Here is a 24126-nt window from a genome sequence, read left to right as displayed (position 1 = left end):
ATCTTGCTAAGAAGCGTGCGGAGGGCAAACACTACAATGTCGCGCTTTCTCATGCTACAAAAAAGTTGGTTCGTCTAATATTTGCTATGGAGAAATCCAGGCAGCCATATTGCTTGGTGGCTTGAGCGCAACTACTTGAATAGCCAGCAGGGGTCTGACAAGACCTCTGCTTTGCTATACCCTTTTTGAACCATCTCCCTTTCACCACAGCTATTCATTTTGTGGTTGACTTTTAATAGTTAATCTTAACCGCATGAAAGGATTCCACAATTTCATCTGCTATTGGTAATAGTCTGTCCTTATATTTTTTATCAAACATAACTGTACCAATAATCAAGTGTCCCTCCATAATGGTATAAAAGTGATAAGAGTAACTGACCCCTTGTAAAGCATTTGCCACGACTTCCATGACACCTATATCGCCCGTGTCACGCTTTTTTATATCTGATTTGATTACATGGGCCTTTGGTCCCATTCTCTCCATCATCTGCTTTGCAAAAGCCATAAATGTAGGGATATTTTCTTGCGTCATTTGATGCTCTGTCCAGTGAAACGCAAGAATAAACGTGGCATAACTGTTTCCATACAGTTCTTGTGGTGGGTTACCAAATGGAAACATCAACTTAATTTCTTCTTCCGGTCTGGTTTCAAAATCAGTTGGCATATAAATTCGTGCTTTGTTATGAAGTACAGCTTTCTCTTCAAACTTTGTAGGAACCTTAAAAATTTCTACAAATTTATCATAAATGGATTGCTTTTTTTCCTGTGCCACTGTTTGAGCAGAATATCTGGCTTTTTCTGCATCTTCTGCTTTTTTACGGGCTTTCAAAATTTCTTCATCAAAATATTCCATTTTGACCCCCTAATTCTTTGGAGTTACCATAAGAGAAAGACAATCTGCTTTCTGATATGGCACTAATGCTTGGTAAGACATAATTCCTTGATTCAGCGACAGTCCGATGGCAGCACCTTGCCCTGTGGGAAGTTCTTCTTCTGGAAGAAAAAACTCTACTCCACAGCCTTGTTTGGCAAGATAATCTGATAAACCAGGGACAAACATTCCATTGGGAGTTTTTACTGCACCATAAGCTTCCATTTCAAAAATAACCTGAGAAAAAGAGGGGGATGATTGTGGAGTTAGTTGCTTCATTGCATTATAAGCAGCTGCTGCACTACCTCCTGCTACACTAACTGGCTGCTGGAACATCTGAAACTCATTCAGTTTTGAAAGATCTGTAATCAGGCCCTGTTCATTCAATGCGCTGGCTGGCATTTTGATGTCCTGATTTTGAGTTAACGCTGCTGTTCGTTGTGCTAGAGAACTATAGACCGGTGTACAATTGTCTGCTGATAAACCCTCCATACCTAGGGATGGCATCACACGGCTGGAAATTGATGATGGGTAAGTAGTCATCACCACCATTGCAGCCATTTCTGTCGCGGAGGCAGCGGTATTTGCTCCAACAGTTCCGACTGAACCATTGCCTCCCCCACCATAGCTTGTCATACCACTGCCACCATCTGAACTTGATGCTTGATTAGATTCTGAAGTACTATCCTGCTGCATTTCAGCTGGCATTGCTGCGTTAATTTTTTCCATAGCCGCAGCAGCTGCATCTTGCGCTGCTGCATCAACAACATCCACCTCTTGATTTTCTTCGGTTTGGCCTTCTGCTGACTCTGAACTTTCTGTATCTTCTTCCTCTTCCATAATGGTAATAATGCCACCATTACGACAGTACAACACACTATCTTTTGTTAGCACTGGAGCGCCATCTAGAATATGCTCTTCATCTCCCATCTGCCATACCTGCGGCGTATCAGGCTCGCATTTGCAGCTGATAAGCCCGATATCAGACATAAGATCCACCGCATTTTTCCCAGAAACTGCTTTTACAAGTTGATTTATGGGACTGCCTCCTAACACAGCATTTAAAATCCCCTTTTGCATTTGCAATTTAGGATTGGTGTCAGAAGTGCAATTTCCAAAGCCTATTACTGTATCTGTTGTATGGTCATTAGTATTTAATACAGGTTGCTGATCAGGTCCTGTTACAACACCATGATCTACAACGATATTTAAGTACTGTCCTTTAGGTGCGGTACCACAATTACATTGTGCTTTCATGCCTCTTGTAACGTAAATTGGGCCCTCTCCCATTTCACTCACACCGATCCCCTCCTATTCCACCAGTATCATTCTACGGCCAGATTTTTTCTGAGGTGCTATCTGTCCTTTTTCTTCCTTCAACTGCTCAAGTCGAGCCAACAGCCCCTGAAACAAAGCTTTATTATCAATTTCCTGCTCTAATTTCACACATGAAAAACGTGCAAGATAGTGCTGGATCATTTGTCTTGAAACTGCAAATTGTCCATTTAACCATTGTAGGCAGATTGATGCATCCAAATCTGGGATTTTTTCAATGGCAAGCGCCTCTTTGGCATATGCTCGGGTAATATCTGGGGATAGACTCGTTCCTCCAGGGGCAGACCAACTTTCATAAATGGTATTCAATGTATCATATAAAGTTTCCCGATCTCGGAAATCTGTATAGGCACACCGTAAATAGGCTCCTGGCTGAAGCCGGAAACGACACAACTCCAATTCACCTGATCCTAGCCGTTCATGATCAGAGAGTGATAGGGAAAACCGTCGAACATCACAGGTATCATTTCCCTCATTACTTCCGATATACAGTTTGAGATACCTTATCTTATCAGTAGGGTAATATTCTATGCTTACAGGCTCTTGTATTCCAAAGAGCTCACCCTCAAAGCATATAACGCCTGGCCCCATGGTCACTGTATCTGCGGTAGTAGATAAATTGCAGCCTGCAAGAATACCATTTCCCCATCCTTGAAAGAATAGAGACGGGAATTCAAAACTTTGCCATTCCAGGGCTGCCATGTGCTCGGTTCTGAGCAACTTTCCCGCAGAAAACCTTGGCCTTTTATAATATGAACTCACCACATCGCCCTCTTTTGATCTTATTTAGTACCATCAAAGAAGTTGGTTACCCATCCTTCTGTCTCAAACCGGAAGAACTGCTCTGGCCCCAACTGAAGCTGGCCGTTCCGTCTTAGAACGGGAACTACTGTGAATCCCCAACGACTCTCATCAGCCAAGACAAAAAATTTCACTTCCTTATCCACGATATCATCCAAATGATCCTGCTGGATCTGCCCATCATACTGATCTACAATATCCTCTGGTTGTCTATTTTCAAACTGCCTGGGATCACAGGTACAGTTATAGACATACCGTTGCTGGCCCTCTATATCCTTCAAATAGAGTTTTAAGGTTAAATCAGTCATATTGCGGGAAATAAAACCACGGATCTTGTTTCGATCCAGGCTATGAATTAGGATTTTTTCCTCATTGGTATGGGTAAACGCTGTTACCACATAGGGGAACGCTGCCTGTTCGTGGTTAATCGTCACATTGGCATAGCCAAACTTCTGATCCTTCAGATACTTAATTGCTCCATTGAGACAGATCAGTTTTAACTCAAATTCCTGCTCTTGGTCCCCTCCCCGACGAGAGGATTCAATGATTCTGCCAGGAATAAACTCTTTCAATGCCTCTCGGAAAATATCGATCCGACAGGATTGCCCGGTGAGACGGAGAATGGAGTAGTCATCCAATTCCCCACTCTCATAAGGTCCCTCAATAAACTGCCGAATGATCCCATAGATATCCGCACGAAGCAGAAGATCCAACTCATGGTTATTGAGATAAACAGTCGGAATATCTTTAAGCACTTGTAGTTGCTCATTCTGGCGGGCAGAGAGTTTCCATCGGTCCACCAGCAAACATTCTGTAACTGTTTCTCGAATAGGCCGGCTGGACACTGCCAAGCGCAGGATATTCGTTTTGCTGTAAAAGGCTTTTTTAATCTGTTCCGCCGTTTCAAATAGAAAATAGAAATTATTTTTGACAGCATAGTAATCTGCTCGACTGCTATGTTCATATTCTCTAAATCTGGTGGGTAAAATTTCCTCTGCTTGGTGATACGCATTATCCAGGTCAGCATAGACCGCAGCCACACCGTCCCGGTCTACTCGACGGAATACATCCACATCAAAGCTGCTAATCAACTCCTGTGGGTCTGGCAGTCCATTGCTACCCAGCTCCCAGGCCAATGCCAGCTTGAGCAGCTGCATGACTCGATAGGTTAAATTATTACCGCCAAAGTTGGTATTTCCATTTTCATATGCGGTGGTGATGTCAATTTTATAGGCTACCCGCTGATTTGTGATCTGAAAGCTGCAGGAAGACAAATCAGTGGTTCCACCACCACAATCAATGATAAGTGCTCGATAAAGTTGCCCATCCTTGTAACGCTTTTGCTCAATTAGTTCAGAGATGGTATTATAGAGCACGGCCACCCCTTCATCCAGCATATTTTCGCTCTCCAGACGATAATCAGGTAAAACTTCCTGAAAGAGCTTGATAAACATGGGCTTTTGTTTTACAGGTGCAGAAATATGTAATGCCTTGAAGTTGCATTTGAACCGCTGGCGGGCACAACTAATGACATATTCCAAATATGCCCGAATAATTTCCTTTCTGGGAGCAAAACTGCGGTGTCCCTGTCTGTCCACCAGTTCCTCCGCGCGATCTACATCTCCAACCCATCGTTTCAAATCATAAAACACACAAAATCCTTCATCAATATAACTCATATGGAACAAGCGATTGGCTTCATGACCAAAAGCATAACGAATTTGATCACCATAGATATGGATCACTGCAGCCACGCTGGGCAGGATCAGCGTCTCAGCATCATCGTGTTCTACGTCCAGATGGGTAACATAGTTGATTTTATCTCGTTTCAGAATTTGAGTAATGGGATCACCGTTTAATTCTTCAAAATAGGTGTTGTCTAAGTAAACACCGGCTGTAGTGTTGGAGGAACCAAAATCAATTGCTAAGGGCATCCGGCTCTCCAATAGAGGCCGCACTTCAAAATTGAGGACAGGAACAGCATGAAAAGACAGATGCTCTGGTACTACGGCAGTTTCTTCCATGTATAGCCGATAGAGCACATCAGACTGAGCCCGATCCATACAATAAAGAGTATAGTCTCGTACTTTGCCCTCCTTGCAATCCAACGCTGCCGATTTTGTAATAAAGAGGCTGTTTGGGTCACTTCTGTAGGTACGCAAGTTAAAGATTGCACACAACTCGCCTCCACTGACGAGCAGAGCGTTGGTGTCGGCTAGTTCAGGACGATTACCGATGGTAAAATGGTCAAAATATTCAATGGATAGGCCGTTATAGGCGGTGATTTTTGCGCATCCTTGCACGGAACCAGTAATCAGATTAAGACGCGCGGAGGAGAGCAGTTCTTCCAGTCGTGTCCATCCACCTTCAACAGGTTTGGTTATAAACAGCTGATCCTCACGACCACGAAACCGCATAATCTGACGAATCAGTTCATCTTGATCAAGGGAGGCGTGGATACCATTGATTAGCTTTTCCTGACGGCAGATCTCTCGAAGTTGGTAGGTAGTCATCAACTCCAACTCTGCCCTGCTATAATAGTTCAGGTGTTCTTTAGGCACTGCAGCCCGGTTCAGGGTATATGTGTATTGGCTCAAATCCACCGCCGCCTTTCCATGGTTAATAAATTTCAATTTGATCCAGTTTCATCACCGCATCTACACCTACTACACCAAAATGATGAGACCAGAATGTTCGCAGCCTAAAACATACTGGTAAAAATAGTGTTTCAATCAACTGAACACTTTGTTCTAACATTTCTGTTTTAGGGGTACCCACATAGAGCAGAATTCGTTTAAGATCTGTTCGCTCCTGGTAAAGCAGAGCGTTTGGAAACAGAACGAATACAGCCCTACGGAACAGCAGCAAATTAGAGCCTGTTTGCAACTGAGCCAAAACTAAGGCGGCCAGCCGTTCACGTTTTTCAGGAGCTATGGAATGTATGTGCTGCGCTACTGCTGGACCATATCCACCTTCCTCCAGTTCTTGAAGCAGCCGGTGGATATAGTACTCTCGCTTGGATAGGCCATGGTGCAAATCAGTTTGTACCAACAAATGGGAAACCGCGTCAAACAGCTGAGCTTGAAATTCTGGTGATTCGTCCAGGTCCTCTCGCATTAGATCATGGAATAGCGCATCAAATCGGTAGAGAGGGTTGTACTCAATTTCTGGTCCCTCTGCCCTATCTTCATTGAGTATTGGAAACGACTGCTCATACCAGGGAGAGCTTTCTTTGGCAGGGCAAAAAAAGAGTTCTTCCTCTTCTGTCCCATGTCTCTTTGCATTGAGCACAATATCCCAGATAAAATTCATGGCTGCCTCCTATAGTAATTGGCCCAAGCAGTTGTACTCAGGGAACAGACTTTGCACTTGAGTTACCAAAAAACTCATAATGTCCAGGGTTAAAAAGTGCTCTGGTTTTGGCGAAGTAAAGAAAAGTATCATATCCGTTCCGCCATGCTCTGTGCGTAATTCATCCAACAAAAAATCGTCCATACAATAGGTCTGCCTCTGCATTCGTCCAGTGGGAGCCAGAGTTACATTCTGAAAGCATACATAATCCTCATAGTGGTACGCAGACAACACACGAGCGATCTCGGCTCTGGTCTTGACTCCCCGACGATAACGTTCTGACAGGTTACCGGAAAAACTTTCCCGACTTAGGTTAGACAAAACAGGATACCCAGTCCTAGTCTGGCTGCAAGGATGATTTACTCGATACAACAGCCACTGATGAGGATGCTCTTCGGGGCAAGTAAGAATTAGGTCACCATGAAGACGGCGAATGTTGGTCAACTCCACATCTGGGTTTGCCACCAGATATTGGCACTCCGGGTCCAATCGGTGTGCAAAAATACGGTGGTCAAAGTTGATTTTGTCTACACATGGTTCCGGGTATGTGCTGCTTTTCTCTGATATCTGAACCAGATTCCACAATGGAATACGATCATAGCGTACCATGTTTTGATATTCCTCAAACTCCACCCGAATTTCCTGGATTGTTTCTTTGGGGTCTAAATCTTCTATACTTAGCAGCTCTACACGGAAAAATTTATGAAGGTAGGCAGTACAAACAGTTGCCCAAGGTAGAAAGTTAGTGCTGAATATGTGGTACAACATTTCGACTTGCTCCAAGTAAGTCCGTTCTGGACGCACAGTACATTGGGCCCTAAATTCCCCATGATCCGTCTGTACCACACCATGATAGATTCGTCCTTCCTTTGCAAAATTCTGAACCGTCTGGTAATCTGCTTCCAAAAAGACAGAGTAGAGAGGATACGCAGCCCCATCTTTAAGACAGGACAACAGTTCATCTGTAGCAAACTCATGTGGCTCCACATCTTCCTTACGGATAGGTTGGAGAAATGTATCTGTGGCGTCATAATGGGCCCGGTCTGTCAGTCCAATAGAAATGGCATAATCACTGCGGACAGACTGCATTTCTCCAAAAATCCTATCTTCCAACGCTTGATACTCCGCCTGAGTGTAACGGTACAGTTCTAAGAAGAGCTTTTCTACTACATCCTTAAAAAGTTTCCGATCCTTTAAATCCTGAATCTCTAAAGCCCTGCCAGCTAAATACTCTTCCATATTCAGTCCAGGCTTAAACACGCCATCTGACATACCCATTCTCCTCGTTTCTTGTCAGCCCACTGCCGCCGGAGGAGTAGTTTCATTGGGGATGGTTGTATTTTCGCTTTTCTGAGCAGCTTTTTCCTCTGCTTCCTGGGCAGCTTTTTCCTCTTCACTAATCCCCATCTCCAACAACTCCAGTCGGCGGGTAACCTCAGCGACTTTAGCATCCTTCTCCATACTTGCGTAAACATCCTTAGCCAACAGATAATACTTTTTAGCTTGGACATAATTCTTTTCATTATAGGCATTCTCGCCTTGGCGCATATATGCCTCTGCTTCCGTTTCAAGTTCTTCTTGCTGAGCCAATTTTTTTGCGCAGGCATCTAACTTGACAGACAAGGCATCTATCTGAGCTTGATCCTCCAATTCTGTGTACTTCTGTAGAGCCGTCGTATAAAACGCCTGTGCACCTTCATAATCGCCCTTGGCAAAAGAAGCATCTGCATTGAGTTCAGCACACTGATTCAACAATGCCAAAAGCTGCGCATACTCGGCTCCATTTACAACAACCATTGACCTCTCCTCAAATTCCTTCCGGTCTATCTTTTTTGGCAAGCATTGGAGAAAATCGAACCTGCCGAAAGTCGTTTTGACCACTTACATAATAGTAAGTCCGCTTTGGTTCGTGGTCAAGCTCTATCACATCAGATAGAGCTATCTGTCGTCCGCAACAACCCTCTGGCAGTTCTTCGCTGAAATCAGAAAACAACCGTTTCAATACTTCAGCGTCACTTTGCTCGGTGGGGCAATAGATTTCTCCCGTCCAAACCAAACGATATTGGGCGGCTGGTGGTTGTTCGTATCCAGCCTTTTTCAATGCCTCAACATCCTTAAACGCAAAGGGAATTGCATTCTGTTCATCCAGTTCCAGTTGATAAAGTAAGAAGCGTTGCTTTCGGCGCTGGGGGTCCAGCAGAGAAGCCAAAGCATTTTTTCCTTGTTGAAGAAACGCTTCATGTTCTTTGCGGGTCAATCCTAGATACTCAGTTAGGCCGACAGTGTTTTCTGCACGATGCTGCCATTGTTCTGTGCAATCTTCAATGTGGACCAATTCACACAGGCCGCAAAGATACTGTTCTTTGAAACTCAGCTTCAGCTTTGCCGTCAGGGTTAGGTCGAGTGTCACAACAGGGGCATCCTTGTTCGCAGGGCCAGTATGACGGCGTACACTCTCGATCACCAAATTGCCCTCTTCGGTATAGGGTGGGGGCGTTTTGGTGAGGACATGGTTTTGCCAAAAATACTGTTCCAGAAAAATCATCTCATCCTCATAGGCCTGATTTCTCTGTATCTCGCGGATGATGGACTCTTCCTCGTTGTTGCCGTACAGGCAGCAGAAAAAGCAACGATCCACATCCATGACAGCCATATAGTGTCGTCCTTGGTACTCATAGTAAACCGGGACAGTTTCTTCACCATCCAGCCACCAATGGTCTTTGGCGTTATAATTTGTGGTTTTGATTTCCAAAATGGCGGTGGTGCCGTCTGGAACCTCCACAAAATAGTCCACGTCAGCCAGCATCCAGGGATACTTGGGGTGCTGGAACATCTTCTTGACCTGATAGACCTTGTAGCCGGTCCGATGCTGAAAAATTTTCGCCACCAGCGGCTCCAGAAGATGTCCCATCTCCAGGGCCACCCAGTTGTCTTCGCTGTCCTCGACTGCCACAATATTTAGCTTGTCGTAGAACAGGTCTCGCGCTGTCCGCCAGGGTGAAACACCCAGCAAGGCGGCCACATCACTGCCTCCAATGCCTTTTCGGCGATATGCAAGCCATTCCGCTTCGGAAAGGCCTGCCGTTTCAACCAGCACAAGCGGCTCATGGCGTTCCTTGACAGCTGCACTGTCACTCGCCATACTTAGCACCCCCTCCGCGTTCTACGGGGAATCGCGGTCACTCGTACCACCGGACAATGATTTCGGAAAGTCTGAGGCAGCTTTTGATACTGCCGCCAGTTCTCCATGGGTTTTTTCTTCTTTGCCAGGGTCTCCTGACTTTGCTTTCTTGCATTCATGTGCATACCTGCCTTTCTGTAGTGTTGATATATCCTCAATGTCGTTTCCGACATTTGGGCAATAAAAAAGCAAGGATGACAAAGGGCAAACGCCTGATGCCCATAGTTGCCTATGGACCAAAGTCATCCTCACTGATGGGAGAAAATATCCCAGAAAATAAAAAAGCCAGTAATATACCGGCCCAGATGGGCGCAGTAATACTACTGGCACAAGTACAATCTTAACTACGTGTGCAATGCGGGCTTTTGGCCTGCGGTACAGATACTAGATCTGTATCCCATATGGGAAGCGCACAAAAATCAATTACAGAGTCAGTTTATCACAATATATAGAGTTAGTCAAGTAATATATCCTATATATAGTATATCCTATGTAAGCTACCACTTTGAACAAAAAGAGAAAATACAAATAATTTGTGGAACATTGCAGAAAAAACAGCTTCACTCCCTATTTATAGGGCGTACAGACATGGCATCAGACTTCGTAGCTTGTCTATACACTCTTTTTTGTACCTTGACAAGCCCTATAACCTTTTCCATTGGAGTAATACAGGCGCTGCGGACAGTGTGCTTCTGCGCGCCCACAGCTTAATTGCCGCATAGCGGCTGCCTGAAAATACGCGGCGGAAAAGCCCGGCGCAGGAAATGGCCTTTGGAAGAGACCTGATACTTCCCGATAAATTTGAATGACTTCATTGTTTTTGTTGAAAACCTTTTCCTACAAACAGTAGAGGATATATGTAATTGCAAATAAAGGAGGGCAATTATGGAGAAAAGAAAACCCAATGACCTTTCGCCTGAGCAGTGCTTGGCGGTAGATACGGAATCGCTCTGCAAACTGCTCGACTGCGGGCGGCACACCGCCGTTCAGATCGGCGACCTTGCCCATGCTCGCATCACCATGAATTCTCGTGTTCTTTGGAGTGTTCAGCGCGTCAAGGAATATCTTTACGAGATCTCATGCTGACAGAATCTTGCCCATCAGGGGCGCAACATTGCATAAACCATCGGGAGGTATCAATCCATGCCAAAAGTTAGAAAAGACAACAAAGGCCGCAATCTGCGGCCAGGAGAAACCCAGCGTTCAGACGGCAGTTATATGTTTGTCTACAAGCTGGGGAAAAAGAAAAAATACATCTATGACTTTGACCTTGCCAGTCTGCGGGCCAAGGAAAAAGTGCTTAGCCGCGACAGTGATGATGGTATTCGTACCCAGGAGGCTATGAAGATCATTCTGAATGATATGTTCAGACTTCTTATGGACACGAAAATCCAGCTGAAAGCGTCCACACGGGCAAATTACGAATATCTCTGGGACCGATATGTAAAGGACGAACTGTTTGCCAGTACTCCCTTGCCCAATATTCGTAAAAGTGACATCCTGACTTTTTACACAAAGCTTTTGAAAAAGGGCTTTGCAATCAATTCGCTGGAAAGCATCAACAATCTGATTTTCCCCTCGCTTGAACTGGCTGTTGATGATGATTACATTCGTAAAAATCCCAGTAAGGGCGTCTACCGCTCTCTCAAAGCAGAGGGTGCCGGAGCGCCTCCAAAGAAAAGAATTGCGTTGACTATGGCACAGCAGAAGAATTTTCTTCGCTTCATTTCCCAGTCACCGATGTATAGTCATTGGCTTCCTGTCATGGTCGTGTTGCTCGGTACAGGAATGCGTGTAGCAGAGTGCACTGGCTTAACCAAAAATGATGTAGACTTGGAGAACAATACAATCTCCGTCAATCACAACCTGATTTATCGAGTCATTGACGGAAAAGCAGGTTTCCATATTACAACACCTAAAACGGCCAGCGGTACCCGTGTCATTCCCATCCTGTATCCGCAGGTAGCAGAGCAGCTCCGTGCTCTGATTGAAGTAATGGACGCCTTGTATCCGGAGGATCTCGTGATGAACGGCTATCATGGTTTCCTCTTCCGAAACCGCACTGGTTACTTTCTCAGTGCCCACAACATCAACCGGGCCATTGAGCGCATCTCCATCGCCTACAACGCCGAAGAAATGGACCAAGCAGAATTGGAAGACCGTGAGCCGGATCTATTGCCTCATTTCAGCGTACATAATTTACGGCACACCTTCTGCACCAGACTTTGCGAGAGCACAAACGACATTAAGTTCATCCAGCAAGTGATGGGACATGCTGATTTCTCCACCACCATGGACATCTACACCCATATCACGCAGGAAAACATGAAGGAAAAAGCAGAAGTAATCAAGGGCACTTTGGTGCTGATGTGAAAACTACAAAAAAGGGCAAATCCGCATCTCAAACGCGGATTTGCCCTTCATTTTGGCCCGTCTAATGCCGTCTGCTTTCAAGCAAAAGTTGTAAAAAAGTTGTAGTTGTAAGCCCACTTCACTACATCTTGTTCCGTCGTTTTTCGTCAAGCACAAGATATTGTGGAATTTTAGTCCAGCGGCTTCATTGTGGGGAAAAGGATCACTTCGCGAATCGAGTCGGAGTTCGTGAGCAGCATCACGCAGCGGTCAATGCCGATGCCCAGACCGCCGGTGGGCGGCATGCCGTACTCGAGAGCGGTGAGGAAGTCCTCGTCCATCATGCCCGCCTCGTCGTCGCCCTTGTCGCGCAGCTCCACCTGCTTCTGGAAGCGGGCGCGCTGGTCGATGGGGTCGTTGAGCTCAGAGAAGGCGTTGCCCATCTCGCTGTGGCAGATAAAGAGCTCGAAGCGCTCCGTCAGGCGCGGATCCTGCGGGGAACGCTTGGCCAGCGGACTGACATCCACGGGATGCATCGTGATAAAGGTCGGCTGGATCAGCTTCTCCTCCACGCGCTGGTCAAAGACCTCATAAAGCGCGTTGCCCCAGGTCTTGTCCGCCGTCTCCGGCAGCTCGACGCCGATGGACTTCGCGGCCGCCACGGCTTCCTCATCGCTTGTGATTGCCATGAAGTCCAGGCCGGTGTACTGCTTGACAGCCTCGTGCATGGGCAGGCGCGGCCAGCCGGGAGTGAGGTCGATCTGCTGGCCCTGCCACTCGAGCTGGTAGGTGCCCAGCAGCTTCTGCGCGGCGGAGGACAGCAGCTCCTCAAAGAGATCCATCATATCGTTGAAATCGGCGTATGCCTGATACAGCTCCACCGTGGTGAATTCCGGGTTGTGCTTCGGGTCCATGCCCTCGTTGCGGAAGATACGGCCCAGTTCATACACGCGGTCGAGTCCGCCGACGATCAGACGCTTGAGCGGCAGCTCCGTCGCAATGCGCATGTACATGTCAATGTCCAGCGTGTTGTGGTGCGTGATGAACGGTCTTGCCGTCGCGCCGCCGGAGATGGTGTTGAGCACAGGCGTCTCCACCTCCATGTAGCCGCGGTTGTCGAGGAAGTCGCGGACATGCTTGATAAACTGGGAGCGCAGCACAAAATTGCGCTTGACCTCCGGGTTCATGATCAGGTCGACATAGCGCTGGCGGTAGCGCAGCTCAGTGTCCTTGAGGCCGTGGAACTTCTCCGGAAGGGGAAGCAGCGACTTGCTCAGGAGCGTCATCTTCTGCGCGTGCACGGAGATCTCCCCGCGGCGCGTGCGGAACACAAAGCCCTCCACCGAAATGATGTCGCCGACGTCCCAGCACTCCTTCATCTCGCGGTAGCTGTCCTCGCCCACGTCGTCGATCTTCACATAGACCTGCATGCGACCCGTTTTGTCGTGCACGTCGAGGAAGCTGGCCTTGCCCATGTCGCGGCGGCTCATGACACGGCCCGCGATGCAGACGTGACGCTCGGTGTTTTCGTCAAAGTTCTCGCGGATTTCCTCCGCGAAGGCGTCGCGCGGGCAGGTGGTCAGCTGGAAGGGATCCTTGCCGGCCTCGCGCAGGCGGGCCAGCTTGTCGCGGCGGATTTGCAGCAGCTCGCCCAGCTCCTGCTCGGGAGCCTGCTGGTTCTCAGTTCGGTTCTCGCTCATTGTTCTGCATCCTCTCTTTTCTCAATCGTCCGGTTTTCCTGTCCCGGGGGCCGGGATCGCGGAGGGCGGGGCCGGAAAAGCCTGGCTTCCCCGTGCTCCGCCCGAAACTGCATCCTTGTTTATTTGGAGATAGCCAGCACCTCATACTCCATCACGCCGGCCGGAACCTCCACTTCAAAGCGGTCTCCGATGGCATGGTCAAGCAGGGCGCGGCCCACGACGGATTCGTCGGAAATGAGGCCCTCGAGCGGATCCGCCTCGTTCGAGCCGACGATCTGGTACATCATAACGTCGCTGCTGCCGGTCTTTTTGTTGGTCACACGGATTTCCACCTTCGAGCCGATGTGGATATGCTCGTTGCTCAGCTCCGTCTCGTCGATGACCTTCACGCGTTTGAGCATCACTTCGATATCCGCGATGCGGGCTTCCATCATGGCCTGCTCGTTTTTCGCTTCGTCATACTCGCTGTTTTCCGAGAGATCGCCGAAGGAGAGAGCGACCTTGATCTTTTCCGCGATCTCCTTACGCTTGACGCTCTTGAGCTCCTCGAGCTCCTTCTCCAGCTTTTCCAGACCGGCTTGGGTCAGAATGATCTGTTTTTCCGCCATATCGAAACGCCACCTTACCGTTTAAATTCAAATTTCTCCCGGCGGTGGAACGTCCCGCCCGGGTATCTTATTCATTATACCGATCCCCTGCCCTGTTTGTCAACGGGATTCTTCGGACGAAAAAGGAGAGAAATCGGACGCGCTCAGAAGGAGAGCGTCATGCCGTCATAGGCGGTCAGGAAGCCAAGCGGACGCGCCCGCTCCTCCAGCTCCTCATGGAGCAGGCCGCCATTGTGGGAAAAGTGGGTGATCACATACTTTGTGCTCTCGTGGGTGCAGCCCGCTTCGCCGAGACGGCGGCACAGCTCCGCGTTATCGGCAAGGCCCATGTGGTTCGTGCCCTCCGGAATCTGCTGCATGGTGCAGTCCATGCTGACCAGATCCAGCTTTCTGCCGCGCAGATACTCCCATGTTTCCTGGGGGAAAAGGCCGGTGTCGTTGGCATACAGAAGGCTTTTGCCGTCCTTCTCGATGAGATAAATCAGGCAGTTTTCGGCACGGTTGTGCAGAGCCTTGAGCGGTGTGACGCGGTATCCCTGCGTTTCAAACGGGGAGAAGGCGGTGACCTCATTGTAATGCGCCCGCATGGCGTCCATCATGCCCTGTCCCACAATAGGCAGAATGGCCTCGAGCCGCTTTGCGCAGGCGTCGTTTCCGTAAATTTCGAGAATGCCGTCTATGTCGTGGGAGAAGCCCTCTCCCCGGAAGGCGAGGTCCTCCGGGTACCAGTGATCCTGGTGGGAGTGCGTCAGCAGAAGCGTGCGGATTTCCGGAAGGGGAAGGCCATCGCGCAGCATATGCAGGTAGGTGTCCGGCGGGAAATCCATGAGGATGGCATCGTCGATCAAAGCCTGCGAGCGGGTGCGGATGTTTTTTCCTCCGGCTTCGCGGGCGCACCTGCACACCTCACAGCGGCAGAAAAGCCCCGGCCAGCCCTCGGCGGCGGCGGTTCCCAGATATTGGATTTTCATGAGAAATTCCTCCTTTTGTGTCAGCTCTTTACCGCGCCGCTTGTCAGGCCGCCGATGATCGCTTTCTGCATGAAGCAGTAAAAAACAAGGATCGGCAGCATGGACATGACGAAGGTGGCAAAGGTCAGGCTGTAATCGACCGCGTAATCGGTCTGGAAATTATACTGGAACAGGGTGAGCGTCCAGTATTTCCAGGAGCGGTTGAGGGTAATGAGGGGAAGCATGAAGTCGTTCCACATCCAGAGCCCCTGACGGATCAGCACCGTGGCCAGCATGGGCTTGAGCAGGGGGAACACGATGGTGCGGTAGGTCAGGAAGGTGCCGGCCCCATCGATGTAGGCGGCTTCCTCCATGTCCCGGGGGATCGCGCTCATATAGCCGACAAGGAGGAACACGCTCTCACAGGTTGAGCTGGAAATGCACAGCACGCTCATGCCGGTGGGGTTCATCATGTTCAAAGCGCTGAGCAGCTTGACCAGAGGCATCATCTTCACCTGGAAGGGGATGAAAATGCCGAGCAGAAGGAAGAAATACATATACCGGTAAATGCGGCTGTGCGGCATGCGGCGGGCGAGCGCGTAGCTCATGGGCGGCATGATGATCAGATTGCCGATCAGCACGAAGGCTGTCACATACACGGTATTGCCGAGCGCCATGTAGTAGCGTTCCGAGGAAAGGATTTCCTTGAAGCTGTCGAGGTAGACAGGATCCGGAAGGGTAAAGTAGCTCACAGAGCTTTGTTCGTTGGATTTGAAGGCCGTGACCAGCGTGATATAGAGCGGAAGAACGATCAGCAGCAGGCCGGCGATGAGGATCACATAGGTAATGATGTTGCTCTGCTTTTTTGCTCCGACCATCGTTACACCGCCTTTTTCTTATTGGTAAAGTAGATCTGCACCGCCGAGATCAGGGCGATGATGATACCGATCACAATCGCCTCCGCGATGCTGTATGCGTATTTGTTCTGGGTAAAGCCATGCAGGTAAATCATGTATGCCACGCTCTGCGTTGCCGTGCCGGGGCCGCCCTCGGTCATCGACATGATGTAATCAAACACCATCAGGCCGCTCTTGAGCGTGAGCACAAGCACAACGCTGAGAACAGGCATCAGGAAGGGGATGGTGATGGTGCGAAAGCGCTGCCAGGCGCTGGCGCCGTCCAGAGCGGCCGCCTCATAAAGATCGGTGGGGATCCCCTGCAATCCGGCAAGGAACAGCAGCGTGGGGATCGGAAGGCCCTGCCAGAGATTCACGAAAAGGATGGCCCAGATGGCCAGGGCGGAATCCGAAAGGGGATTCTGGCTGAGAGCCTCAATCCCAAGCGTCTGCCCGATGGCCGGGACAACGTGATAATACAGCTGCTTGAAGATCAGGCCGACCGTGAGCATGCTCAGGACAGCCGGGATGAAATACATGGCGCGGAAAAAGGCCAGCCCTTTGATTTTGCGGTTGAGCAGAAGGGCCAGCATGACGCCCAGCACAACGGTGAAGAAAATCAAAAGGATGGTGTACTGGAAGGTGAACACAAGCGAATTGTAAAACTGCTTGTTCTGTAAAAGTTTGCCATAGTTTTCCAGCCCGATGAAGTTGAATTTCCGGGTTACGCCGTCCCAGTCTGTCAGGCTGTAGTAAATTCCCATGATGACGGGGGTGATGAAGAAAGCGCAGTAGAGCAGAAAGCCCGGCACCGTGAACAGGGCGAACACCCGGTTCTGCTGGCGGTTGGCCGCGCCGATGTGGGAGGCCTTTTTCACAGCGGATTTCTCTCCTTTCCAGCGGTACGGCTTTTTCACGATGGAAGGAGAGCTGCTGTTCGGCAGCCTTCCGGAAGAACAGGCTGCGGCGCTTCTGGAGAATGCCGCGTTTGATTCGGCCAATGAGCTGGCCCAGTCGTCCGATCTGACGCTGACGCTGGAGGACGGCTCCGCCGCGCAGTACCACTATACCACAGTGGGCGGGGAAGGAATCTTTATCCTGGAAACGCCTCTGCTTCCCCTGACTGTGGGCACGGTTGTGCGGCATCTGCCGCTTTTCCTTCTGGTGGGTGCGCTTTTGGTGCTGCTCACGGTGTTTATGCGCCGCCTGGCACGCAGCGTCACACAGCCGCTTGCGCGATTGCAGGCAGCCTGTGAGGGGATCCGGCGCGGGGATTACAGCCCGGTGACGGATACGCCCGGACGGGATGAGCTGGCCACCTTTACCGAAACGTTCAACACCATGGCGCGCGAGATTGACGATCTGATCCATGAGGGCTATGAGAAGGATCTGGCCGCCACGCGCCTGGAGCTTCAGATGCTGCGCCTTCAGATCAATCCTCATTTCCTTTACAATACGCTGGAAAGCATCCATTCCGTGGCCTATCTCGAGGGAAATCGTGAGGTGGGAGAGATGGCGGTGCTGCTGGCCCGGATCCTGCGCTACGGTGTTTCCGCGCCGGGAGGGCCCGTCACACTCCGGGACGAGGCGAACAACCTGGCCGACTATATCCGCTTGCAGGAGCTTCGCTACCGGGGGACGGTCAGCTTTCTGGTTTCCATCGATCCGGGCGTGCTCACCTGCGCCTGCCCGCGGATGATTTTGCAGCCTGTCGTGGAAAACGCGCTGTATCACGGCGTATCCTCCCTGGAGCGCGGCGGCATGGTGCAGGTGCTCGGTTATCGGGAGGAGGATCGGCTGGTGCTGCGCGTTTCCGACAACGGGCAGGGCATGGAGCCGGAGCGCGCTGCGCTTTTAAACGATTATATCAACGGAAGAAACAAAGCGTTTCAGAGCATTGGCCTGAAAAATGTCAACCGCCGGATCCGCCTGAGCTACGGGGACGAGTTCGGCGTCCAGATCCAGTCCGTGCTGGGACGGGGGACCATGATCACCGTTACCCTGCCCGCAAGAGAGCCTGAACAGGAAGGAGACGCCTCCGATGAACACACCGACACGACACATCCTTGTGGTGGATGATGACAGCGCAATCCGCAGGGAGATCTGCGGTTTTCTGGAAGAATACTGCCGGGAAACGGGTGTTTCCCTTTTGGCGTATGAGGCGGAAAACGGCCAGAAGGCGGTGGAGACCGTCTGTGCGCGTCCAATTGATCTGATTTTTTCCGATATCAAAATGCCGCTGTGCACCGGCACGCAGATGATGGAAAAGCTGCGCGCGCTGGGCTATACGGGGCAGATTGTGATCATCAGCGGGTTTGAGGACTATCATTTGATCCGCAGTTCGATGAAGCTGGGGGCGGTGGATTATCTTCTCAAGCCCATCGCACAGGAGGAGTTTGGTTCCATCCTGGGGGACTGTCTTCGCCGTGTGGGAGAGCGCGCGTCGCGGCATGCAGTTTCCGCCGGCACTCCGGAGCAGCTGTACCGGGAACAGCACGCGGTGGATTTGCTCGCGGCCGGCTCCCCCGAGGGGGAAGGTTCCCTGCCCGGGGGCTCCGCGATCGTGTGTGTGACGGATCTGTTTCATGAGCGCGTTCCGGATGAAGCGCGGCGGCGTTCCGCCTTTGTGCAGATGCAGGCTGTCGTGCAGGAAGCGCTTGAGGGTGCGGAGCTTTTGCAGGGGACCTATCGCGGCAGCTGGGCGCTTGTGCTGGCTTCTCCCTGCACGGCGGACGCGGCGCGTGAGCTCAGGCGAGCGCTGCGCGGGCAGCGGATCCGTTTCGGCTGCTGCGATCGGCCGTATGCCCGCGCCGATCTGCCCGCCGCCTTCTCGCTCTGCATGGAGCGTCTGAGCCTGTTTTTTTACGATATCCCCGATCTGTTTACCGCCGTGCAGGAGCCGTTCCCTTACGAGAGTTTGATGAAGCAGCTGGTTTCCGCGGTGTGCGCCTGCGATTTCATCGGCTTTTCCGGTTTCCTCTCGCAGCTGTTCGCCTGCCTGTGCCGGGATAAGCCGGATCTGGAGGAGACGCGCCGCCTGCTTTCGTCGATCCTCTACCGTGCCATGACGCAGAACAATGCGCTGATTGCCGTGGCGGGACAGTATAAGTTTACCGAGCATGATCTGCTCCCCTGCATTGAGGAGGCCACCTCCGCCATGGAACTGCGCCGCCGCATGATGGAGATCCTGCACCTGTATATGGAAACAATGCAGGAGCGGGCGGTCAGCCGGGACAGCTACAACGTCTCCAAGGTCAAGCAGCTTCTCGAGCAGGAATATATGAAAGAAATCTCCCTGACGGAGATTTCCGAGCGGCTGGGGATCCATCCCAATTATCTGAGCACGCTCTTTAAAACGGAGACGGGGATCACCTATTCGCAGTATCTGCGTTCCCTGCGCGTGAAAAAGGCGTCGGAAATGATGCGCACCACCAATCTCAAGGTGTATGAGATCGCGGAGCGTGTCGGATACAGCGACACCGCTTCCTTTTACCGTGTGTTCAAGGAGGAGCTGGGCATGTCGCCCGCGCGCTATAAGCGCAGCCTTTCGGAATAAAAGCCGGCTTGCCGCATAAAAAACCGCCGCCCGGAGCGTTTGACCTCCCGGCGGCGGTTTTTGCAGCTGTCACGCGCGATCCACGTCGCAGCCCCAGTCCTCCTCCTCAGGGAAGGAGGTGGGGTCCTCCTGCGCGCAGCCGCACGCGCAGGACGGCTGTGCGATTTCCCGCTCTTCGCCGCGCAGCGTGCGCAGCATGACGCGGGCGAATTTTTTCATCAGCGGCAGCCAGGTGAGCACAAAGACAGCGGCCGAGACGGCGAGCGAGACCCGGCGGTTTTTGCGCAGGGCCGTCAGGCCGAGGATGGCGCCGAGCGCGCCCACACACAGCTTGACCAGTGCGAGATCCTCCCAGTCGCTTTCCTTGACCCAGTGGTTGGCGCAGACAATCAGCTTGCAGAACATCACAACTCCCCCTTCCGGTTTGTACTTTCATTCTACAGGATTCGACGGGGGAGATCAAGTCAGAAGAACTTCTCCACCTCAAACTCCTTGAGGCTGGGATAGAGGACGTCCGCCACAGGCAGGTTCTCGCGCGTGCCGATGCCGACAGCCAGCATGTTCACGGACTTCGCGGCCTGCAGGCCCGCGAGGGAATCCTCGAACACGGCGCAGTCCTCATACGCGACGCCGAGACGCTCCGCGCCCTGGGTGAAGACCTCGGGATCGGGCTTTGCCTTGCTGACGCTGTTGCCGTCCACAATCTCGTCAAAGTATTCCGTCAGGCCGACGTTCTTGAGGATGATGGGGGAATTCTTGCTCGCGGAGCCGAGGGCGATCTTCACGCCGCGCTCACGCAGCTTCTTGAGCGTGTCGAGAGCGCCGTCCAGGATCTCGGAGGCGTCCATCTTCGAGATGTACTCCACATAGCGGGCGTTTTTCTCCGCCGCCATCTGCTCCTTCTCCTCGGCGGAGAAATGGTTCTGCATCCCGCCAACTTCCAGCAGGATCTCCAGAGACGCCATGCGGGACACACCCTTCAGGCGCTCGTTGTCCTGCTCGGTGAATTCAAAGCCCAGACGCTGGGCGAGTTCTTTCCATGCCAGATAGTGGTATTTTGCCGTGTCCACCAGAACGCCGTCGAGATCAAAGAGAGCTGCCTTGTACTTTTTCATGTGAAAACAGTCCTTTCTGTTATTTTTATCAAATTTATTCCAGTTGGTTTATTCCTTTCCCCAGTCCGGGTTGAGGGCAAAGGGCAGTGTTTTGTCGAGTGTGACGGGCTTGCCGTAGAGGAAGAGCTCCTTCGGGCTGCCTTCGCAGAGCGTCAGTTCACCGCCATCCTTTGTCACGCGCACGCCGATCAGCGCGTCCTCATAGCGCACACGGAAGCGGTACGACGTCCATCCGGCGGGCAGGGCGGGGGCCAGGCACAGGCCGCTTTCCTTCACGCGCAGGCCGCCGAAGCCGTAGACGATCGCCATGTAGGTGCCGCCCATGTTCGCGGTGTGGATGCCGTCCTTTGTGTTGTGGTGCGTGTTGAACAGGTCAAGCTTCGAGGATTCCCCGAAGTAGTCATACGCCTTTTCCGGCATGCCGAGGCGCGAGGCCATGATGCTGAAAATGCAGGTCGAAAGGGAGGAGTCGTGCGTCGTGACTTTCTCGTAGTAGGCGAAGGAATGGCGCATCGTGGAAAGCTTCTGGTAGTCCTCCATGACAAAGTGCGAAAGCACGGTGTCGGCCTGCTTGCACACCTGGAAGCGGTACAGGTACAGCGGGTGGTAGTGCAGCAGGAGCGGGAAGTCCTCCTTCGGGGTGGCGGCGAGATCCCAGACCTTCTTGGTGAGGAAGGAATCGTCCTGCGGGTTCAGGTCCAGTTCCTCGTCGTAGGGGAGGTACATCGCGTCGCTGGCGCGGCGGAATTCGTCAAGCTCCTCCTGGGTCAGGCCGATTTTTTCCGCCAGCGGGGCGAGCTTTCCGGCCTTTTCCAGAATGGCGCAGAACTTGCACGCCCAGTCGAGGTTGTATTTCGCGAGGCAGTTCGTGTAGTAGTTATTATTGACGATGCAGGTGTATTCATCCGGGCCGGTCACATCGTTGATGCGGAACGTCCCCTTGTACCAGGAGCCCGCGTCGATCCACAGCCGCGCCGTCTCGCAGACGATCTCCGCGCCCGTTTTGGCGAGGAAATCCACGTCCTTTGTCAGCAGATAGTAGCTGATGATGGAGTAAGCGATATCGCCGTCAATGTGGTACTGCGCCGAGCCGGACGGGAAATAGCCGGAACACTCCTTGCCCATGATGGTGCGCCACGCGTAGAGCGCGCCCTTTTTGTGACCGAGGATGCGGGCGTTCTCGCGGGCGTAGGGCAGGATGGTGTGGCGGTATTCAATCAGGTTGCGGGCGATATCCGGGCGCGTGAGGGAGAAGAACGGAAGCATATACATTTCCGTGTCCCAGAAATAGTGGCCCTCGTAGCCCTCGCCGGAGAGGCCCTTCGCGGCAATGTTGCTGTGCGGGTCCTTGCCGACGGACTGGATCAGCTGATAGAGGTTGTACGTCACGGCGCGGCTGAGATCGTCGTCGCCCTCCACCTGCACGGCACAGGTTTCCCAGTATTGGTCCAGATATGCCTTTTGCTTCCCGTACCAGTCGGAGAGCGGGACGGACACGGCCTGCGCCAGCAGGTGCTCGGCCTCGGCGCGGCAGTCGTCATAGCGCACGGAATCGCACAGGACGGTGTATTTCGTCAGCGTGACGCTCTCGCCCGCCTTCACGGAAACGGCGGCGGTGTATTCAGCAGAGCTGCCCTCGGCGCGCAGCGATTCCTCCGCGGGGACGGAGAGCACGTTTTTCACGGCGGAGGTCACAGACAGGCCGGATTTGGTGGTGTGCGCCGTCACAAAGCTTGCGCCGCCGGAGATTGCGGCGGGGGCGGCGTGCAGATACTGCGGGGCTTCGGCGGCCAGGCGCGGGTCGGTTGGATCGCAGTAGTTTTTCACGCTGCCGATGTGCAGAGACGAGAAACGCAGCGTGCAGTCGCTCTGTGCGGTGACGCGGTATTCGATCGTGAACAGGGGAAGCATCGCGAAGGAGGCCATGCGCGTCACGTCCACGGTGACGGCCGCGCCCTGCGTGCTCTTCCAGGAAACGGTGCGGCGCGTCACACCGCGCGCCATGTCCAGCTCGCGGGCGGATTCGAGCACTTCCCCGCCGAAAAGGGAGAAGGTTTCCCCGTCCACGGAGAGGAAGATCGTCTGTGTGTCAGCGATGTTGAGCATTGTCTGCTTTTCCTCGCACAGGCCGCACAGCTTTTCCGCTTGCGGCATATCCGCAAAATCGTAAAATCCGTTGAGATATTCGCCGCGGATGCTGCCCACACCCTCCGGCACGCCCTCCTCAAAGTTGGAGCGCACGCCCAGGTAGCCGTTGGCGTTGTGGAACAGTGTTTCGTTCACCATGAGCTCTTCCCGATCCAGGCTCAGACCGGTCTTTCGCAGAAGCTTTGTGTCCATACGATCCCCTTCCCCCGCGAAACCGAAAACGTTTTTGGTGATGGCTCCAAAAACGTTTTCGGAACTTTGCGCGGTTACTCGTTTGTTTTTTCTCATTATAGAGGAGCTTTTTGTCCGCGTCAATGGAAGAAAGCGCAAAATTTTGCTCCGGACGGAAGAATTTTTTCACGGCGGGACAGATCGGAGGGGCTTTCTTGCAAAACGCCGAAACGGCTGGTATAGTAAAAAGGGAAAACAGCGGGGCACAGAACCGCACCGTTTTCCCAAATTCTTCCGGAGAGAAGGTTTTTTCAGATGTATCAAATTGAGGTGGATCCGCACACCCACTCGCTCGTCAGCCTGCACGCCTACAGCACCGTGGAGGAGTGCGCGCGCCATGCGGCGGAGCGCGGACTGCGCGGCATTGCTGTCACGGATCACTGCTCGCTCATTATGGCGCAGCGGGAAAACAGCGTGGAAGCCATCCTGAACCAGCAGGTGCTGCCGGATCGCATCGGCGGCGTGCGCGTGTGGAAGGGTGTGGAAATCGATATTGTGGATTACGAGGGACATCTTGCGTTTGAGGATGTGCCGGATCAGTTCCGGCCCGGCATGACGGGGGCGCAGGTGCTTCTGCCCACGCGGGACGTGGTGATTGCCAGCGTGCACACGCCCTTCGACCGCGACGAAAACCGCGGGGATGTGGAGAAAAACACGCGCATGTACTGCGCCGCGCTCGAAAATCCGTATGTGAATATTCTCGGCCACTCAGGCCGCTCCAATCATCCGTATGAGCTGCGCCCCGTGCTGGAAACGGCAAAGAGGCTGCATAAGATGATCGAGATCAACAGCGCGAGCCTTGGCACCCATGCGGAGCGCGCGGGCAAGGCGTGCCGCTCTATTGCGGAAGCGTGTCGGGATCTGGGCGTGAAAATCACGGTGAGCAGCGACGCACATTCCGCGTTCCAGGTGGGCGAGTTCAGCGCGGCTATCGCGATGCTGGAAAGCATCGGTTTTCCGCAGAGCCTGATCGCGAACCGCACCGTGGAGAGCTTTGAGGCCGCGCTGGCCGAGAGCCGCCGGGGCTGACG

Annotated in this window: 21 protein-coding genes and 1 pseudogene; 6 read left to right on the top strand and 16 right to left on the bottom strand. The window is 52.1% G+C overall.

Features of this window, described 5'->3' with window-relative positions; translation table 11 throughout:
* Positions 1 to 125 (top strand): annotated as a pseudogene (locus tag B5F35_RS19235) (IS110 family RNA-guided transposase); the annotation flags it as partial.
* A gap of 107 nt (positions 126 to 232) precedes the next feature.
* Here B5F35_RS19235 and B5F35_RS11865 read toward each other — a convergent pair.
* From B5F35_RS11865 to B5F35_RS19635, 8 genes are read right to left on the bottom strand one after another with little or no spacing between them, the layout of a single operon-like run.
* Complete coding sequence (locus B5F35_RS11865) at positions 233 to 853, bottom strand: hypothetical protein (RefSeq protein WP_087241223.1); 621 nt, start codon at positions 851 to 853, stop codon at positions 233 to 235.
* Between the two features lie 9 nt (positions 854 to 862).
* Positions 863 to 2161, bottom strand: coding sequence for a PAAR-like protein (locus tag B5F35_RS11860; RefSeq protein WP_242969506.1), 1299 nt, complete (start codon positions 2159 to 2161; stop codon positions 863 to 865).
* Between the two features lie 21 nt (positions 2162 to 2182).
* Positions 2183 to 2968, bottom strand: a complete 786-nt coding sequence (locus tag B5F35_RS11855; protein ID WP_087241219.1) for a hypothetical protein — start codon at positions 2966 to 2968, stop codon at positions 2183 to 2185.
* A 20-nt stretch (positions 2969 to 2988) separates the two neighbouring features.
* Positions 2989 to 5604 (bottom strand): acetate and sugar kinases/Hsc70/actin family protein, encoded by a 2616-nt coding sequence (locus B5F35_RS11850; RefSeq protein ID WP_140401211.1) that lies wholly within the window; start codon positions 5602 to 5604, stop codon positions 2989 to 2991.
* Positions 5605 to 5626: 22 nt separating this feature from the next.
* Entirely contained in the window at positions 5627 to 6319 is a 693-nt protein-coding gene (locus B5F35_RS11845; RefSeq protein WP_087241217.1) for a hypothetical protein, read from the bottom strand.
* A gap of 9 nt (positions 6320 to 6328) precedes the next feature.
* Entirely contained in the window at positions 6329 to 7630 is a 1302-nt protein-coding gene (locus B5F35_RS11840) for a hypothetical protein (RefSeq protein ID WP_087241215.1), read from the bottom strand.
* A gap of 21 nt (positions 7631 to 7651) precedes the next feature.
* Positions 7652 to 8155 carry a hypothetical protein gene (locus B5F35_RS11835; protein ID WP_087241212.1) on the bottom strand — a complete coding sequence of 168 codons (504 nt, stop codon included), beginning with the start codon at positions 8153 to 8155 and terminating at the stop codon, positions 7652 to 7654.
* Between the two features lie 10 nt (positions 8156 to 8165).
* Positions 8166 to 9500 (bottom strand): lambda-exonuclease family protein, encoded by a 1335-nt coding sequence (locus B5F35_RS19635; RefSeq protein ID WP_442856467.1) that lies wholly within the window; start codon positions 9498 to 9500, stop codon positions 8166 to 8168.
* A gap of 924 nt (positions 9501 to 10424) precedes the next feature.
* Here B5F35_RS19635 and B5F35_RS11825 point away from each other — a divergent pair.
* Together B5F35_RS11825 and B5F35_RS11820 are read left to right on the top strand one after the other, a co-directional pair.
* The gene (locus B5F35_RS11825) at positions 10425 to 10625 is read left to right on the top strand and encodes a hypothetical protein (RefSeq protein ID WP_007713156.1); all 201 of its coding nucleotides are present in this window, start codon (positions 10425 to 10427) and stop codon (positions 10623 to 10625) included.
* Between the two features lie 57 nt (positions 10626 to 10682).
* Positions 10683 to 11912 (top strand): site-specific integrase, encoded by a 1230-nt coding sequence (locus tag B5F35_RS11820; RefSeq protein ID WP_087241210.1) that lies wholly within the window; start codon positions 10683 to 10685, stop codon positions 11910 to 11912.
* Between the two features lie 170 nt (positions 11913 to 12082).
* Here the strand turns inward: B5F35_RS11820 and lysS are convergent, their stop codons facing one another.
* From lysS to B5F35_RS11795, 5 genes are all read right to left on the bottom strand, one after another.
* Positions 12083 to 13591 (bottom strand): lysine--tRNA ligase, encoded by a 1509-nt coding sequence (lysS, locus tag B5F35_RS11815; protein WP_087241208.1) that lies wholly within the window; start codon positions 13589 to 13591, stop codon positions 12083 to 12085.
* Between the two features lie 119 nt (positions 13592 to 13710).
* Positions 13711 to 14199, bottom strand: a complete 489-nt coding sequence (gene greA, locus B5F35_RS11810; protein ID WP_087241207.1) for a transcription elongation factor GreA — start codon at positions 14197 to 14199, stop codon at positions 13711 to 13713.
* Between the two features lie 143 nt (positions 14200 to 14342).
* Entirely contained in the window at positions 14343 to 15170 is an 828-nt protein-coding gene (locus B5F35_RS11805) for an MBL fold metallo-hydrolase (protein WP_087241205.1), read from the bottom strand.
* A gap of 20 nt (positions 15171 to 15190) precedes the next feature.
* Complete coding sequence (locus B5F35_RS11800; RefSeq protein ID WP_087241203.1) at positions 15191 to 16027, bottom strand: carbohydrate ABC transporter permease; 837 nt, start codon at positions 16025 to 16027, stop codon at positions 15191 to 15193.
* Positions 16028 to 16029: 2 nt separating this feature from the next.
* Complete coding sequence (locus B5F35_RS11795; protein WP_242969503.1) at positions 16030 to 16923, bottom strand: carbohydrate ABC transporter permease; 894 nt, start codon at positions 16921 to 16923, stop codon at positions 16030 to 16032.
* Between B5F35_RS11795 and B5F35_RS11790 the strand changes: the two genes are divergently transcribed.
* Both B5F35_RS11790 and B5F35_RS11785 read left to right on the top strand, forming a co-directional pair.
* On the top strand, positions 16904 to 18124 hold the full coding sequence (locus tag B5F35_RS11790) for a sensor histidine kinase (protein ID WP_087241201.1): 1221 nt from the start codon (positions 16904 to 16906) through the stop codon (positions 18122 to 18124). The genes B5F35_RS11795 and B5F35_RS11790 overlap by 20 nt on opposite strands.
* On the top strand, positions 18087 to 19601 hold the full coding sequence (locus tag B5F35_RS11785; protein ID WP_087241199.1) for a helix-turn-helix domain-containing protein: 1515 nt from the start codon (positions 18087 to 18089) through the stop codon (positions 19599 to 19601). The genes B5F35_RS11790 and B5F35_RS11785 overlap by 38 nt, the downstream gene beginning before the upstream one ends.
* A gap of 69 nt (positions 19602 to 19670) precedes the next feature.
* Here the strand turns inward: B5F35_RS11785 and B5F35_RS19025 are convergent, their stop codons facing one another.
* Genes B5F35_RS19025 through B5F35_RS11770 form a run of 3 tightly spaced genes read right to left on the bottom strand, consistent with a single transcriptional unit; the run spans position 19671 to position 23056 of the window.
* Positions 19671 to 20006: a hypothetical protein gene (locus tag B5F35_RS19025; protein ID WP_206424043.1), complete on the bottom strand. Its 336-nt coding sequence runs from the start codon at positions 20004 to 20006 to the stop codon at positions 19671 to 19673.
* Between the two features lie 59 nt (positions 20007 to 20065).
* The gene (pgmB, locus tag B5F35_RS11775) at positions 20066 to 20716 is read right to left on the bottom strand and encodes a beta-phosphoglucomutase (protein WP_087241197.1); all 651 of its coding nucleotides are present in this window, start codon (positions 20714 to 20716) and stop codon (positions 20066 to 20068) included.
* A 48-nt stretch (positions 20717 to 20764) separates the two neighbouring features.
* Entirely contained in the window at positions 20765 to 23056 is a 2292-nt protein-coding gene (locus B5F35_RS11770; protein ID WP_087241229.1) for a glycoside hydrolase family 65 protein, read from the bottom strand.
* A 294-nt stretch (positions 23057 to 23350) separates the two neighbouring features.
* Between B5F35_RS11770 and B5F35_RS11760 the strand changes: the two genes are divergently transcribed.
* Positions 23351 to 24124 (top strand): PHP domain-containing protein, encoded by a 774-nt coding sequence (locus B5F35_RS11760; protein ID WP_087241193.1) that lies wholly within the window; start codon positions 23351 to 23353, stop codon positions 24122 to 24124.
* Positions 24125 to 24126: the final 2 nt, after the last annotated feature.

It is taken from the genome of Anaeromassilibacillus sp. An200 (genome assembly GCF_002160025.1).
Classification (GTDB): Bacteria; Bacillota; Clostridia; order Oscillospirales; family Acutalibacteraceae; genus Caccousia; species Caccousia stercoris.
Note: the sequence above shows the minus strand (reverse complement) of the source record. Positions and strands in the feature narration are given on the sequence as shown.